Raw genomic sequence first — 14,877 nt, forward strand, 5'->3', positions numbered from 1 at the left:
CCTCTATTCGGCCGCTTCCTTCAATTCGGGATCGAAACGCCATGTCGGCACTTCACCCTTCGCGCGCAAGCGGGCTGACTCTTCTTCGATATATTCGCGGGTCATCGGGATTGCGTTACGATCCTTCACATATTGCACCTGCCAGTTCACCATCGTGCCATTGCGGAAGCTTTGTTCCGCCCCGGCAAGATAGAACAACCACATGCGATAGAATTCGTCATCATACATCGCGGTAATCTCGTCGCGGTGCATCACCGTGCGCTTGTACCATTCTTCCAGCGTATAGCTGTAGTGGAAGCGCATCGCCTCCACATCCATCACCTGCCAGCCGGCCTGTTCGCTTTCGGTCACCAGCTCCGACAGCGCGGGAATATAACCGCCGGGGAAGATATATTTGCGCGTCCAGGCATCGGTATAGCCCGGAGGGCCCGCGCGCCCGCAGCAATGGCTGATCATCACGCCATCGGGCTTGAGCAGCCGGTTCGTGTGTTCGAAGAACTGCGGATAGTGGACCGTGCCGACGTGTTCGAGCAGCCCGACCGAAGAGATGCGGTCGAACTCGCCGGTGACATCGCGGTAATCCATCAGCTCGAACTTGACCTTATCGGCCACGCCAAGCGCCTCGGCGCGTTCCTTGCAAAAAGCGATCTGGTCAGGCGCAAGTGCCACGCCCAGCACTTCAACATCATACATCTTGTTGAGGTAAAGCGCGAAGCCGCCCCAGCCGCAGCCGATATCAAGCACCTTCATCCCCGGCTTGAGATAGAGCTTGGCGGCAAGATGCGCCTTCTTGTCCATCTGCGCCTGTTCGAGCGAGGTCGATGCCGGATCGCCCCCGCGGTAATAGGCCATGGTGTATTGCCGGTCTTCGTCGAGGAAACGCTCGTAAAGCTGGCGAGTGAGGTTGTAGGTATGCTCGGCGTTCTTGCGGGCCGAGGCGCGCTGGTTGATCCCGTCAACCGTCGCGATCACCCTTTGCGCCAGCTTGCGCAGCGGGCCTTGTGCCTTCAACGCCTCTTCCCCAAGCCGCCTGGCGTTCATGGTGACGAACAGGATCATGTCGCGGATATCGTGTGGCTCTTCCACCACCAGCCAGCCCCACATGAAGGCTTCGCCAGCGCCCAGCTGCGGATAGCGGGCGATATGGGCTGCTGCCTTGGGGTGGGTCAGCCTGATGCGAACCGGGCCGGGTTTGCCGCCTTGTTCCTCAGGATAACTGCCCGCTCCGCTGCCATAGACATATTCCCTGCCGTCATGGTCGGTGACCACCAGCTGGCCGTGATTGATCGCTTTTTTCAGAAACTTGTCGAGCAGCCACATCGGCTTGCGTCCCCCATATTGGTCAAATTCTCAAAGTGCGCGTGCAGCAACAGCCTGTCAATTGCGAAGGGCGTGGCGGTTCACAATCTGGCCGCCGTCATTTCGCGCGCGAGGTAGATCACGTCGCGCGGCTGGCTTAGCAGGTGTTGTCCGCTGTCGACGAAGATCGTCTCTCCGCTGCGCAGATAACCTTGTGCCAGCATCAGCGCGGCTGCGGCGACTTCGCCTGGCCCGGTCTTGCGAACGAGCGGATTCAAACGGTGCGAAAGCTCGATCTCCTCTTCGCTCTGGTCATGGCTGGGAAGGATCGCTCCGGGGGCAAGGCCGTAAACCCGGTCCTGCGGACCCGCCAGGCCCATGGCCAGCATTGGAATGGTTGCCGCCAGCGCGTGCTTGCTCATCGTGTAGCTGAAGAAATCCGGGTTGGGGTTCTCCAGCTTCTGGTCGGTGACATGGATAACGCGCCTGCCACCTTCGGCGCGCGCTTTGGCAAGGAAAACCTGCGCCATGCGCGCCGGAGTTTGCGCATTGACCTGCATCACTGACCGATTGCTCGCGGGGTCAAGATCGGTGGCCGCATCGTAGGGAAAAATTGCGGCATTGTTGATCAGCACGCGCCAATCGGGCAGCCGCGCCGCAAGCTGCTGCACCATCGCCACCGCAGCATCGCCATCGGCAAGGTCGCACTGGATGATTTCGGCAGAGGGCAGGCTGTCAGCCAGCGTGCGCGCCTCCTCGTCCGAGCCGAGATAGTGGATCACTACATGCCAGCCTGCATCGCCAAATGCCCGCGCAATGCAGGCGCCAATCCGAGCTGCGCCTCCGGTTACCAATACTGCGGGCTTCGACATAAATTCTATTCAGCAGATTCGCTGCCGCTTGGCTAGGGAGTGGCCAGCTTCAATGGAGATATGTGATGAAACTCGATCTGGTGGATGTATTCGGCTCTGGCCCGCTTAGCGGCAATCCGCTGGCGGTGGTGCATGGCGCGGATGATATGAATGCTGCGCAGATGCTGGCGCTGACGCGGTGGCTGGGTTTCTCGGAAACCACGTTCCTTTTGCCACCGACCGATCCAGCGGCGGATTACCGCGTGCGGATATTCTATCCTGCGGGCGAGCTGCCGTTTGCCGGGCATCCAACGCTGGGCAGCTGCCATGCCTGGCTTGAGGCTGGGGGTGTGCCGCGGGAGCCGGGCAAGGTGGTGCAGGAATGCGGCGTCGGGCTGGTCGAGGTAAGGCAGGATGGCGGCGCGCTGGCCTTCAAGGCGCCGCCCTTTACCCGCCACGGGCCCCTGAGCGAGCGGGAGCGGGCGGCTGCGATCGAACTGGCAGGGGTCGACCCGTCAGCCGTGGTCGAAGCCGTCCATGTCGCCAATGGCCCCAAGTGGCAATTGCTGCGGCTGCGTTCGGCGGAAGATGTTCTGGCCGCCGATCCCGTCGCCAAGGCACCCGCTGGCACCGATATCGGGCTCGCCGGACCCAGCGGAGAAAACGAGGAAACTGAGTGGGAGTTGCGCGCTTTCTTTGCCGACGCGATCGGGCGGTTCGTCGAAGACCCGGTCACCGGCAGCTTCAACGCCGGCGTGGCGATGCACCTGTTCGAAACCGGGCTGGCCAGCGGCAGCTATCGCGCGGCGCAAGGCCGCAAGACCGGCGCGAACGGCCTTGTCCAGTGCAGCCAGGATGGCAGCGGCGATGTCTGGATTGGCGGGAACTGCGCCACCGTTTCGTCGCAAGGGGCGTTGAGGGCCCTGGATTGAATAGTGACCACCAAAAAGGGCGCGCCCACGCATGATGGACGCGCCCTCCAGGAATTCCTGGCTCTAATTCAACGGCACTTGAGCTCGCCGCGGTCGATTGCGCGACCGACCACGCCGCCAGCAGCCGCACCCAGCAATGCGCCCAGCGTCTTGTCGCCGCGCCCGGCCAGCTCGTGTCCGGCCAGCGCACCGACACCGGCACCGATCAGCAGCCCGGTGGTGCCATTGTCGCGCCTGCAATAATATCTCCCGTCATCGCCGCGCCAGATATAGCTGTCGCGGGTGATGCGGCGGGGTTCGAGGTAATAGCCGCGCGAATCGTAGATGGCGCGGTCCTTGGCGCGCTTGCCATGGGCAGGGGCCCAGGGCGGCGGATCGGCCGCTGCGGGGGCAGCTGTGCCAAGCCCGGTCACAGCCATCGTGCCGGCGGCGAATGCGAGAGCGATTTTCTTCATCATTTCTGTCCCTTCCGTGATTCTGACGGAGACATGCGAGATCTCGTTCATTGCATCACAACGCAAGCTGAACGGGCAGGGTAAATGGGGCATTTGCGACGAATTGCAGGACGATGTCCGACGAACCGTTGCCGCGATCCGATGGCTCAGGCCGATTCGGCCGCTTCGCGATCCAGCTGCGCGCGGCTCTTCTTTTCTGCCGCTGTCTTGAGCTGGCCGCAGGCAGCATCAATGTCACGCCCTCTGGGCGTGCGCACCGGCGCGCTGATGCCGCCTTCGAACACGATGTTCGAGAAACGCCTGATCCGTTCGGGCGTCGAACATTCGTAATTCGCGCCGGGCCAGGGGTTGAACGGGATCAGATTGACCTTGGCGGGCAGCTTGTATTGTTTCAGCAGGCGAACCAGTTCATGCGCATCTTCGTCGCTGTCGTTCTTGTCCTTGAGCATGACATATTCGAAGGTGATGCGCCGGGCATTGCTCGCGCCGGGATAGGCGGCGCAGGCGGCCAGCAGTTCCTCGATCCCGTATTTCCTGTTGAGCGGCACGATCTCGTCACGGATTTCCTTGGTCACCGCGTGGAGCGAGACTGCCAGGTTCACGCCGATTTCCTGACCACAACGCTCCATCATCGGCACCACGCCGCTGGTCGAAAGGGTAATGCGGCGTTTTGACAGCGCCAGCCCATCACCATCCATCACCAGCCCCAGCGCGCCCTTGACGTTGTCGAAATTGTAGAGCGGTTCGCCCATGCCCATCATCACGATATTGGTGAGCAGGCGCCCGTCCGCAGTGTAATGGCCCACGTCTTCGGCGTCATCCAGCCCCGCCCCATGATCAAAGGCCATATTGCCCTTGGGCCATTCGCCCAGTGCGTCGCGCGCCAGCATCACCTGGCCCACGATCTCGCCGGGGGTGAGATTGCGCACCAGCTTCATGGTGCCAGTGTGGCAGAAGGTGCAGTTGAGCGTGCAGCCGACCTGGCTGGAAACGCACAGCGTGCCGCGGTCCGCATCGGGGATGAACACCATCTCGAAATCGTGGCCGTCCGTCGTGCGCAGCAACCATTTGCGCGTGCCGTCAGTCGAATGCTGCGCTTCGATGACATCGGGCCGCCCGATCACGAACCGTTCCGCCAGCCAGGGGCGCATGGTCTTGGCGATATCGGTCATCGCTTCGAATTGAGTCACGCCGCGGTGGTAGAGCCAGTGAAACACCTGCTTGGCGCGCAGCTTGGCCTGTTTGGCGTCAAGCCCGGCCTCGGCGAAAAGATCGCGGATATGCTGCTTGGGCAAGCCGATCAGGTCGATAAGGCCATCGGCGCGCGGCGTGATCTCACGTGCGACGGGAAGGGGATCCACCTGTCCGGGGATCGGCATGAGAGCGGTATCGGCCATGGAGGCCGCGCATATAGTGTGCGGGCAAGGATTTGGCTAGCGCTTGCGGCCAAGCGCCGCCGGGGCGCAGCCAAGCGCAGCGGCATCGATCGCAGTGGCAGCGCCTGCCAGCTGGTAGCGGTCGGTAAAGCGCCGCCCGTTGCGCGCGGTCGAGGTCACGCTGATCGTGTCGGCGGATCGCATCGCGCCAAGGATCGCAGCGTCCATGGCATGGTCCGCCGCCCATGCGTCGCCGCCGCCGCCGGTCAGGGCGAAACTGCGACTTCCGATTCGCAGCGAAATCCGCGCGCGCCTGGCCATCTCGCGCGACAGGCGGAAATGCACTTGCCCCCTGATCCGGCGCTGGGGCCAGGTGCCCACGCTGGCATAGGGTTCGTAGTCCCGCGCCGCCATGCCTTGCGGGCCGACCGGCTGCGCCCTGGCGATGGCATAGCAGCGCGGAATCTGCGGGTCGCGGAACGCCGCCCAACCGCTGAACACGCCGAGGCTGTCCTTGGCGGCAAGCGGTGAGGCCAGCGTTGCGGCAATGGCAAGAAACAGGAGCGGGCGGCGGCGCTTATTCATAGTGGATCGCCGCAACTTCCCACTCTTTGCTGCCGGAGGGAAGTCGCACCGTCCGCAATTCCCCAACCGATGCGCCGCGCAGCGCCCGGGCCATGGGTGAATTCCAGCCGATCCGGCCTACGCCGGCATCCTGCTCATCGTCGCCGACCAGCGTCACGATCTTGCGCGCGTCATCCTCGTCGGCGAGCTCGACCTTCGCGCCGAAAAACACCCTTGATCGGTCAGGTTGTTCGTGTGGATCGACCACCCGCAGTGCCTTCATCCGGCGGGCGAGATGTGCCAGTTCGCGATCAATCTCGCGCATGCGCTTGCGGCCATAGAGATAATCGCCGTTCTCGCTGCGATCACCATTGCCCGCCGCCCAGCTGACGATCTCCACGATTTCGGGCCGCTCGCTGCCCAGCAGGTGATCGTAGCGCGCCTTGAGCGCCGCCATGCCTTGCGGCGTGATGGGATCACCTTGCGGTTTCATCGGTGTTTAACGGCGCAGGAAATCGGCAATCGTGCGCGGCTTCCCGGCTGGTGCGCGGCTGGGGTGCATATTGTCATAAGCCACCGCATTGCCGAGCACGCGCATGATATAATAGCGAGTTTCGAAATTGGCCGGGATCTTCTCGATCCAGGTGACATAGTCGATCTCGCCGGTGCGCGGATCGCCATTCATCCGCAGCCACTGGTTCACCCGGCCCGGGCCCGCATTATAGGCGCCGATGGCGAGCGGATAGGCACCACCGTAATAGTCCAGCATGCGGCGGAAATAGGCATCGCCCAGCCGGATATTGTATTGCGTATCGCCGGTCAGATCGGCCGACATGTAGTTCATGCCCATCTTGCCCGCCTGTTCGCGCGCAGTACCCGGCATCAGCTGCATCATCCCGCGCGCGCCGGCATGGCTGACGCGGTGCCGGTCAAACTCGCTTTCCTGCCGCATGATTGCATGCGACATGGTCCAGTCTGCAGTAAGCGGAACCTGCACGGTGGGGTGAGCAAAGCGTTCGAAGCCGGCCAGGCCATGCTCGGGCGCTGTGGCCCCGGCGACCACCGCAAATTCGGCCATATCAAGTTCGCGCGCAAGATCGGCCAGCAGCTCCATGTCTTGCGGCGTCGTTGCCTTGTCCGACAAGGCTTCGAAAAAGGCGCGTTCGGTACGCCAGTCGCGCCGCGAAGTGGCCAAGGCACGTAGCGCCTTGACCAGCGGCTGCTGGTTGAACGCAGTTCGCTGTTCGGCGCTTGGCTCAACCTTGGGCGGCTCGGCAAATTGCGGCATCGGCTGGCCCAGCGCGCCCAGCGCCAGCTGGCCGTAATACTGGTCGGCATATTGCGCGGCCATGCCGAAATAACGATTGGCGTCATTGCTATTGCCCGCCTGCTGTGAGGCCCGGCCAGCCCAGTAAAAACCCTTGGCGCGGGTGAGCGGGGTCTTGGCGGCGGCGCCATAGCGGTAGAACAGCGGTGCGGCCGCAGCGCCATCGCCCAGCTTCCAGAGTGCTTCCGTACCGCCCAGCCACACCAGATCGGTGTATTTGTCACGCAGGCGGAATGACCCTTCGCTCACGTCCGTGCCGGGCGCGAACAAATCGTCCACCGAAGCGGCGATCTGCACTGCGCGGCGTGCGCCCGCTCCCTTGGCAATCACCAGCATCTCGCTCACCATGTCGGCGCTGTCATGCGGCAAAGTGGTGAAGGCAGGGCGACTGGCGAGCACTTCAATCGCCTTGTGCAAGTTGTGGTTCTTGCGGAAATAACGGACCAGATTGTAGACCACGCCCGGCTGACTTAGCGCGTCGCGGGGGATCGCCAAGCTGTCATCAACCGGCAATTCGTCCTGCAACAGCGCCAGGCGCTTGCCGAACAGATCGCGCTTGCCAGGCGATGTCATCAGCATGTGCCGCACGGCTGCATCCGCCTCGCCCTGCCACAGCAAGGCCTCCATTCGCGCGTCATTGTCTTCCTGGGTGAAACTGCCTGCATATCGGCCCAGCAGGTAAGCCTCGGACGTTTCGCTCATCGCGCCGTCACGCCAGGCGGCACGCGCGGTTTCTGCCGCCTCGGGGCGCTGCACCGCAGCCAGCGCCAATGCGTAGCGTGCCCGGCCCGAATTGGTCAGCGGTGGGTGCTCGTCGAAATAGGCGACCAGCGCTTCGGATGAAGGTGCCTCTGCGTCGAGCGCGTTCTCGGCGCGCGATTGCAAGCGGCTGGGGCGCGGAAAATCGGGATAGGCAAGCAGGAATCCCGAATAGGCGTTGAAACCCAGCCGGTCATTGGCATTAAGCTCTTCCCAGCGGCTGATCGCTAGGCTCATCCCGGTTGGCTGCTGTGCCACCAGTTGCGCCCGCGCCATGTCCCAGCTGGCGGCATTTTGCGTTGCAGCGGGGGCACCCATCGTCAGCCCGGCAGTGCCGAGCAGCGCCGTGACCAGAATATATTTGCTGCGAGGGTTGTTTTGCATGCTGGACATTGTGCCTGTCCGCTCCTTATCAGGCCATGAATGGCTTATGGCACTGCGATTTTCCCCTCGCGGCTGATTATGCCACCGAGAAAGGTCTAAGATCAATGTTTTCTGGTTCCATTCCGGCTCTGGTGACTCCTTTTCGCGGTGGAGTGTTCGACGAAGCCGCATTCCGGCGGCTGGTTGACTGGCAGATCGAGCAAGGCAGTTCGGCGTTGGTTCCATGCGGGACAACCGGCGAAGCATCGACCTTGTCGAATGCAGAGCATCACCGGGTGATCGAGGTATGCATCGAGCAGGCGGCGGGCCGGGTGCCGGTGATTGCGGGCTGCGGCTCCAATGACACGCGCAACGCGCTGCTGCATATGAATTTCTCGCGCAAGGCGGGCGCGGCTGCGGGGCTGTGCGTAGCTCCTTATTACAACCGGCCGAGCCAGGCCGGCCTGATTGCCCATTTCAGCTTTCTTGCGGAAAACAGCGATTTGCCAATCGTTCTTTATAACGTGCCGAGCCGTACCGTGACCGATATCGAGGATGAGACGGTGGTAGCGCTGGTACGCAAATATCCGGACCGGATCGTGGCGATCAAGGATGCCAGCGGCGATCTGTCGCGCGTGGCCGACCACCGCATGGGCCTGTCAAACGAGTTTTGCCAGCTATCGGGCAATGACGAGCTGTGGCTGCCGCATTCAGCCGCCGGGGGCAGGGGCTGCATCTCGGTTACCGCCAATGTCGCGCCCGCGCTGTGCGCCGAATTCCAAGAAGCGATTGCGGCCAACGAGCTTAAACGCGCGCGCGAACTCAACGACCGGCTGTTCCCGCTGCATTACGCGATGTTCAGCGATGCTTCGCCCGCGCCGGTCAAGTATGCGCTGAGCCGGGTGCATGACTGGATCGAGCCCACGGTGCGACTGCCGTTGGTCGAATGCTGTGACGCGGCGAAGAAGGCGGTGGACGAGGCGCTGGAGCACGCCGGAATGATCACCGCGTAATCGGGAACGACGGCCGTATTTGGCCACCGTATCTGGACAGGTAGCTCAGCGATCGGGAGGGTTGTGCCGCTCCACAAAGTCAATTGCTGCCTCCAGCATTTGCCGCCGTGTCTGCGAGCGGGAAAGCCAGTGATCTTCGCCATCAAGTGTGACTAACTCGTGCGGTTTGCCTGCTTTTTTCAACGCGTTCGCCATGCGGGTTGAATGGCTATAGGGAACCACCACATCGTCACGGCCGTGGATCAGCAGGATCGGGGCATCGGCGCGGTCTGCAGCGCGTAAGGGTGACACCGCTTTCCAGCCATCGCGCGGGCCAAGCTGGTCTAGCAAGGACGCTCTGGTTGTCCTTTGGTTGCCAGAAGCGCGGTAATCCTCAAGGTAAATATTGGTAATATCGCTGACCGGCGCAACTGCCACAGCGCAGCGATAGATGTCCTGCTGCAAGGTTACTCCCGCCAAGGCGGCATACCCGCCATAACTCGCGCCCACTATGCATACGCGCGACGGGTCGACGATTCCTTGCTCCACCAGCGCCATCAGCCCGTCGGACTTGTCGGTTTGCATCTTGCGACCCCATTCGCCGTAGCCTGCCAACCGGAACGCGCCCGTGCGATTGGTGGACCCGCGGAAATTGGGCTGAAAGACAGCATAGCCGCGCGAGGCAAAGGCCTGCGCCCACCAATCGAAACTCTTGGTGTCATGGCTGTGCGGACCGCCATGGGGCATGATGATGGCAGGCAGGTTGTGCGCCTCGCGGCCCGGCGGCAAGGTCAGGATGCCGTCCATTTCCATGCCGTCGCTTGCGGAGTATTCAAACACCGAGATCGGGTCAACCTGGTTGGGGGCGATCGCCAAACGTTCATAGGCGATGGCATTGGCACGCCGGCTGGCAAGATCCACCGTAAACCACGTACCGCTATCCAGATTGCCAGTGGTACGCACGATCACATCGCCGAAATCACGGGTCCAATCGATCATCCGCATATCGAAATCGGCGAAAGCCTTGCGTACCTTGCGCGCGGCCTCCTGATGGGCGGGGTTGCGCAGCACTGGCTGGGGAGACTTGCCGCCTTCAAGGTAACCCATCAGGTGTCCGGTCAGTTCATCGAAATAAAGCCGATCAACATCCTCCTCGTTCAGGAAGGGCTCCATTTTTCCTCCGGCCAGCGGGATTTCAAACCATTCGACCCCGTCTTCAGTGCGTTCCGTGATCAGCGCGCTAGTGCCGTCATAACCAAGGCCGATCAGGCCTATCCTTCCGAGGGGGTTCGTCCCGCTCGCAATGATATCATCTTGCGGGCCACGCAGCTTCCATTCGCCATTGGAATTGTTGATTTCCATCGTGGCCGCGACATTGCCATTGGCATCCAGCAGCCAATCTGCATCTCTCCCTTCGCGCGCCGCAGCGGCCACACGCCTGCTCGAAAAGTCTTGCAGGTCAACGCGGTAAAGGAACGGGCGGCCATGGTTGAACGAGTACTCCGTCAGGCCCGTTTTTTTCAGTTCAAGCGCGCCAAAAAAGCCATACCAACGGCCATCGATTTGACGAATGCCGTAATTACCAAAAATTGCCCCGACCAGATCGCGGCGATTGCCGAAAATCAGTCCTGCCTGCGCATCGCCTGAAACAGGAATTACCCGCGCAACATACATTTCCGCCTTGTCAGTGGTGAAGGAGTAGCCAAGATCCTGAGTCTGGCTGGAGACCAGCAGGATACGGTCATCACCGATCCATTCGAAATAGCGGACTTTCATGTCGTTGACCCCGATCGAGGTCACGACCTTTGTCTGGTCTTCAATTATGATCAGCCTACGGACACCTTGCACCGTTGACAGTATCGCAAGGCGATTGCCGGAGGCAGAAAGCGCCGCATCTTCGACATCTGGCAGCTTGCCGTACTCTTCAAGGGAGACAGGCGTAGTAGCTGCCGGAGCCGAGGCTGGCTCCTGCGCGGCAACGGGCTGCATAAAGAACAGGCCAAGGCTGCAAGCTGCAGCGACTACAACACGGATAGTTGAAAGAATGGATTGATCCCCGAAATTCAGGCGCTTCCACGCCTCTCTGCGACCGCATCAGTAAATCCCATGAAAGCGGCGAGGGCAATATTTTTTTACAGGGCTTTGCCAAATCGCTGCAGGCGTCTATCTGGCGCGCCATCATGGCCCGCCCCAAACCCGCCACTTTCGACAAGCAGAAGACCGTCGCCGAAAACCGGCGCGCGCGGTTCGACTATGCCATCGAAGACAAGTTCGAGGCCGGGCTGGCGCTGCATGGGACCGAGGTGAAGGCATTGCGGGCGGGCGAAGCCTCGATTGCGGAAAGCTATGCCGAGGTACGCGACGGTGAAGTGTGGCTGATCAACGCCAACATTCCCGAATACAGCCACGGCAACCGGCTGAATCACGAACCGCGCCGGCCGCGCAAGCTGCTGTTGCACGAACGCGAGATCGACAAGCTGTTCGGCGCAGTCGAGCGCAAGGGCATGACGCTGGTACCACTTTCAATCTATTTCAATTCGACCGGGCGGGCCAAGGTCGAACTGGCGCTGGCCAAGGGCAAGCAGGCACATGACAAGCGCCAATCGATCAAGGAGCGTGACTGGAAGCGCGACAAGGCCAGAATCCTCAGAGAGAAATCCTGAAGCGCGAAGGCGGCCAGGCTGCGGGCGCTCCCAGCCCACCAGAAAAATATGCAAATCCGGGTGGATTCATCATATTGTCAGGGAGGCCGGGCTACCCATATCGGACAGTATAACCGCTTTGCCGAAATAAGCGCCGGATGCCCTTGCGGATCGGCTCCTGTAGGCGCAATGCGGCGGCGGAAAAGTGATGGCTAAAAGATCGAAAACCTGGCTGGCGGACAAAATTCGCGGCCATTTCCCCACGCGCGAGGAAATGGCCAGCAATCGCTGGCTTGCGCCGATCGCGCATCGCTTTCTCAGCCCCGAACTCTGGCGCTTTACGCGCCGTTCGGTTCCGCGCGGGGTGGCGCTGGGCGTGTTTGCGGGCTTTATCATTCCGGTCGGGCAGATATTTCTGGCCGCGTTCCTGGCCTTGCCGGCGCGTGCCAATGTTCCGCTGTCGGCTGCTGTAACCTTCGTTACCAATCCCTTTACCTTTCCCTTCTGGGCTGTGGTGGCCAACCGGGTCGGAGCTCTCATACTGAAAATTGACAGCGCAGCGACCGGGGGGGCCGCCCAATCGGAAATCGATAGCGGCCGCTGGGCGTGGCTTCTCGAACTGTTCGAGGGGACCGGCGTGACAGTGCTGGTCACGGTGTTCGGCTTTGTTGTCCTGGCCATTGTCGGCGCGGCGACGGGATATGTGCTCGCCAGCTTCGTATGGCGGATCATGGTCATGCGAAGGCGCGCCCGGCAATTACGCGGAATGGAAGCTCGCCTGGATGATCGCCTGGGGGTCAGGCAGGGATGAAGCTGACCGCCAAGTTGCTCGAAGGAGGCGGGGGCAACCAGCCGGTAATGCTTTTCGGCGGCATCGCCGCTGCGATGTTGGCAAGCGCGGGGGTGCTGTGGCTCGCAACCGGGGAAAGCTTGTTGGTGCTTGCTTACGCCCTTGGCCTTGGCGTGCTGCTGAGCGGCGGGTTGGCCTTGCAGCGGGTCCAGCGCTTGCCGCAGGCAGAAACGATGACGGTGCCGGACTGGTCGGTTACTGTCGCGGCGATCGAGCAACCGGGTGAAGCCATCGCGATTACCGACCGCGCCAATCGCCTGACCTGTGCCAATTCGGCCTATACCGGATGGTTCGGTGCCACGGCGGCGCCGCCCAACCTAGCGCTCGAGCGGCAGAGCCTCGAAGAACTGGTGCGCCTGATGCGCCGGGCCTGGCGCGATGGAAGTGCGCGGGCCGACCGGCTTGAAGGCGAAGGCGGCGCGGTTCACTGGAGCGCGGCGGCAGAGCGCGCGGGGCGGGGCGACGATCACCTGATCTGGCGTTTCCGCAAGATCGAGCCGCGGGTGGCAGATCCGCTCGCCAGCTACGATGTGACCGGCCCGTTTGGCCGGATGCTGGCCAAGGCCGGTATCGAAGCTGCGATCACCGGGCCGGACGGCACGATCAAGTCCGCCAGCGCCGGGTTCGGCGAGCGTGCGGTGGGCGATTCCAGCTCGACCCTGGCCGGGCAGGACTTCGTATCCTTCCTCCGCTCAGACGACCGTGACCGTATCTACTTCGCGCGTGAGGGACGCAGCGGTACGCCGCAAACACTGATCCACGTGCCGCTGGACGATCCGGACGACCCTTCACCGGCGGGGCCGGATGAGGTGCAATCACTGATGCTGCTGGTCGATAGCGGGGTGGGCATCGGATCGGGCTGGGAATCCTCCTCGCAAGGGGTGGCGCAGCTTGAAGCCTTGCTGGCCCAATTGCCGCTTGGTCTGGCGATGACCGATCGCGACGGGCGCTTCCTGTTTGCGAACGAGGCGTTCCTGCGCGCAGTCGAACGCGAGGAGCGCGGCCTGCCCGCTTTTCCCACTGACCTGGTTGTACGCGAAGACAAGGCGGCGCTATCCGATGCCGTGCGGCGCCACGGGCGTGGCCCCTCGACCAGCGGGAATATGGCAGTCCGCCTGAGCAATTCACCCGAAGAGACGATTTCGATGGGGCTTGCGGGGGTGCGCGGCCTGGGCGAGGCGGCGGTGCTGCTGAGCCTGGCTGATTCGAGCCAAGAGGCTCAGCTCAGGCGGCAGGTTGCGCAGGCCACCAAGATGCAGGCAGTGGGCCAGCTGGCAGGCGGCGTGGCGCATGATTTCAACAATGTGCTGACCGCGGTTATTGGCACCTGTGATCTGATGCTTCTGCGCCATACACCGGGTGACAGCGACTATGACGATATTCAGCAGATCCGTGCCAATTCGAACCGCGCCGCCTCGCTGACGCGCCAGTTGCTGGCCTTTTCGCGCCAGCAGACGCTGCGCCCCGAGGTGCTGCAACTGCCCGATGTCGTAAGCGAAGTTGGCCCGCTGATTGCTCGCCTGTTGGGTGAAAAGATCGAATACAAGGTGCAGCATGACCGCGGCTTGGGTCCGGTCAGGGCAGACCCGCAGCAGCTTGAACAGGTGATCATGAACCTGGCCGTGAACGCGCGCGACGCGATCCAGATGCATCGGGGCGGAAGCGGGCGGATCACGCTGAACACAAAGCGCGTCAACATGCGCGAAGTGGAGCAGATGGGCTCTGAAATCCTGCCTGCGGCGGATTATACCGTGCTGGTGGTGGAGGATACCGGGGGCGGTATTCCCGCGCATGTAATGCCCAAATTGTTCGAACCGTTTTTCACCACCAAGGAGCAAGGCAAGGGCACCGGCCTGGGCTTGTCGACCGCTTACGGTATCGTCAAGCAATCGGGCGGCTTCCTGTTCGCAGACAATGTGAAGGGCAGCGGTGGGCGCGTGATTGGCGCGCGTTTTTCAGTCTATTTGCCAGTGCACCAGGGGGCCGTGCCGCAAGCGGCGCAGGCGCCGATCGAGGAGCAGTCCAGCGACTGGTCGGGTGGAGGACGTGTCCTGCTGGTCGAGGACGAGGATATGGTGCGCGCGGTTGCGGAACGTTCGCTTAGCCGTGCGGGCTATGAAGTCACTGCCTGCGCCGACGGTGAAGAGGGGCTCGCCGCGATCACTGGTGGTGGGCAATTCGATCTGGTGGTGAGCGATGTGGTGATGCCGGGAATGGACGGACCCACCATGGCGCGCGCCATTCGCGAGACACATCCTGACCTGCCGGTGCTGTTCATGTCGGGCTATGCCGAAGAGCAGTTGCGCAAGGATATCGACATTCCCAAGATGCATTTCCTCCCCAAGCCGTTCAGCGTCCAGCAGATCAGTGACAAGGTAGCCGGTGTGATGCGCGGGATTGCGCGCCAGTAACGCCTTAGCCAAGTCGCTGTTTGCCCTGGCTTTGAAGCCTGGTTGAAAAAATTTCG

13 protein-coding genes are annotated in these 14,877 nt (G+C 62.2%); 5 read left to right on the top strand and 8 right to left on the bottom strand.

Features of this window, described 5'->3' with window-relative positions; translation table 11 throughout:
• Positions 1-3: 3 nt before the first annotated feature.
• Together ACX2DJ_RS11735 and ACX2DJ_RS11740 are read right to left on the bottom strand one after the other, a co-directional pair.
• The gene (locus tag ACX2DJ_RS11735) at positions 4-1,320 is read right to left on the bottom strand and encodes a class I SAM-dependent methyltransferase (protein WP_462572835.1); all 1,317 of its coding nucleotides are present in this window, start codon (positions 1,318-1,320) and stop codon (positions 4-6) included.
• Positions 1,321-1,400: 80 nt separating this feature from the next.
• The gene (locus ACX2DJ_RS11740; RefSeq protein ID WP_462572836.1) at positions 1,401-2,171 is read right to left on the bottom strand and encodes an SDR family oxidoreductase; all 771 of its coding nucleotides are present in this window, start codon (positions 2,169-2,171) and stop codon (positions 1,401-1,403) included.
• Positions 2,172-2,236: 65 nt separating this feature from the next.
• Here ACX2DJ_RS11740 and ACX2DJ_RS11745 point away from each other — a divergent pair, with 65 nt between their 5' ends.
• Positions 2,237-3,082 (top strand): PhzF family phenazine biosynthesis protein, encoded by an 846-nt coding sequence (locus ACX2DJ_RS11745; protein ID WP_462572838.1) that lies wholly within the window; start codon positions 2,237-2,239, stop codon positions 3,080-3,082.
• A gap of 68 nt (positions 3,083-3,150) precedes the next feature.
• On the opposite strand, the gene ACX2DJ_RS11750 is transcribed toward ACX2DJ_RS11745, so the two are convergent.
• From ACX2DJ_RS11750 to ACX2DJ_RS11770, 5 genes are all read right to left on the bottom strand, one after another.
• Positions 3,151-3,537 carry a glycine zipper 2TM domain-containing protein gene (locus ACX2DJ_RS11750; protein WP_462573085.1) on the bottom strand — a complete coding sequence of 129 codons (387 nt, stop codon included), beginning with the start codon at positions 3,535-3,537 and terminating at the stop codon, positions 3,151-3,153.
• A gap of 146 nt (positions 3,538-3,683) precedes the next feature.
• Complete coding sequence (gene rlmN / locus ACX2DJ_RS11755) at positions 3,684-4,934, bottom strand: dual-specificity RNA methyltransferase RlmN (RefSeq protein ID WP_462572840.1); 1,251 nt, start codon at positions 4,932-4,934, stop codon at positions 3,684-3,686.
• A 36-nt stretch (positions 4,935-4,970) separates the two neighbouring features.
• The gene (locus ACX2DJ_RS11760; RefSeq protein WP_462572842.1) at positions 4,971-5,498 is read right to left on the bottom strand and encodes a hypothetical protein; all 528 of its coding nucleotides are present in this window, start codon (positions 5,496-5,498) and stop codon (positions 4,971-4,973) included.
• Positions 5,491-5,970, bottom strand: coding sequence for a GreA/GreB family elongation factor (locus tag ACX2DJ_RS11765; RefSeq protein ID WP_462572843.1), 480 nt, complete (start codon positions 5,968-5,970; stop codon positions 5,491-5,493). The genes ACX2DJ_RS11760 and ACX2DJ_RS11765 overlap by 8 nt, the downstream gene beginning before the upstream one ends.
• 6 nt (positions 5,971-5,976) lie before the next feature.
• Positions 5,977-7,947, bottom strand: coding sequence for a lytic transglycosylase domain-containing protein (locus ACX2DJ_RS11770; protein WP_462572845.1), 1,971 nt, complete (start codon positions 7,945-7,947; stop codon positions 5,977-5,979).
• A 104-nt stretch (positions 7,948-8,051) separates the two neighbouring features.
• Between ACX2DJ_RS11770 and dapA the strand changes: the two genes are divergently transcribed.
• Complete coding sequence (gene dapA / locus ACX2DJ_RS11775; RefSeq protein WP_462572846.1) at positions 8,052-8,939, top strand: 4-hydroxy-tetrahydrodipicolinate synthase; 888 nt, start codon at positions 8,052-8,054, stop codon at positions 8,937-8,939.
• Between the two features lie 45 nt (positions 8,940-8,984).
• Here dapA and ACX2DJ_RS11780 read toward each other — a convergent pair whose 3' ends face one another.
• Entirely contained in the window at positions 8,985-10,907 is a 1,923-nt protein-coding gene (locus ACX2DJ_RS11780; protein WP_462572847.1) for an alpha/beta hydrolase family protein, read from the bottom strand.
• A 191-nt stretch (positions 10,908-11,098) separates the two neighbouring features.
• Between ACX2DJ_RS11780 and smpB the strand changes: the two genes are divergently transcribed.
• From smpB to ACX2DJ_RS11795, 3 genes are all read left to right on the top strand, one after another.
• Complete coding sequence (gene smpB / locus ACX2DJ_RS11785; RefSeq protein WP_462572848.1) at positions 11,099-11,581, top strand: SsrA-binding protein SmpB; 483 nt, start codon at positions 11,099-11,101, stop codon at positions 11,579-11,581.
• A 187-nt stretch (positions 11,582-11,768) separates the two neighbouring features.
• Positions 11,769-12,371, top strand: coding sequence for a DUF2062 domain-containing protein (locus ACX2DJ_RS11790; RefSeq protein ID WP_462572849.1), 603 nt, complete (start codon positions 11,769-11,771; stop codon positions 12,369-12,371).
• Positions 12,368-14,821, top strand: a complete 2,454-nt coding sequence (locus ACX2DJ_RS11795) for a PAS domain-containing hybrid sensor histidine kinase/response regulator family protein (RefSeq protein ID WP_462572850.1) — start codon at positions 12,368-12,370, stop codon at positions 14,819-14,821. The genes ACX2DJ_RS11790 and ACX2DJ_RS11795 overlap by 4 nt, the downstream gene beginning before the upstream one ends.
• Positions 14,822-14,877 lie beyond the last annotated feature (56 nt).

Source organism: Altererythrobacter chaiwopuensis (assembly GCF_054957755.1).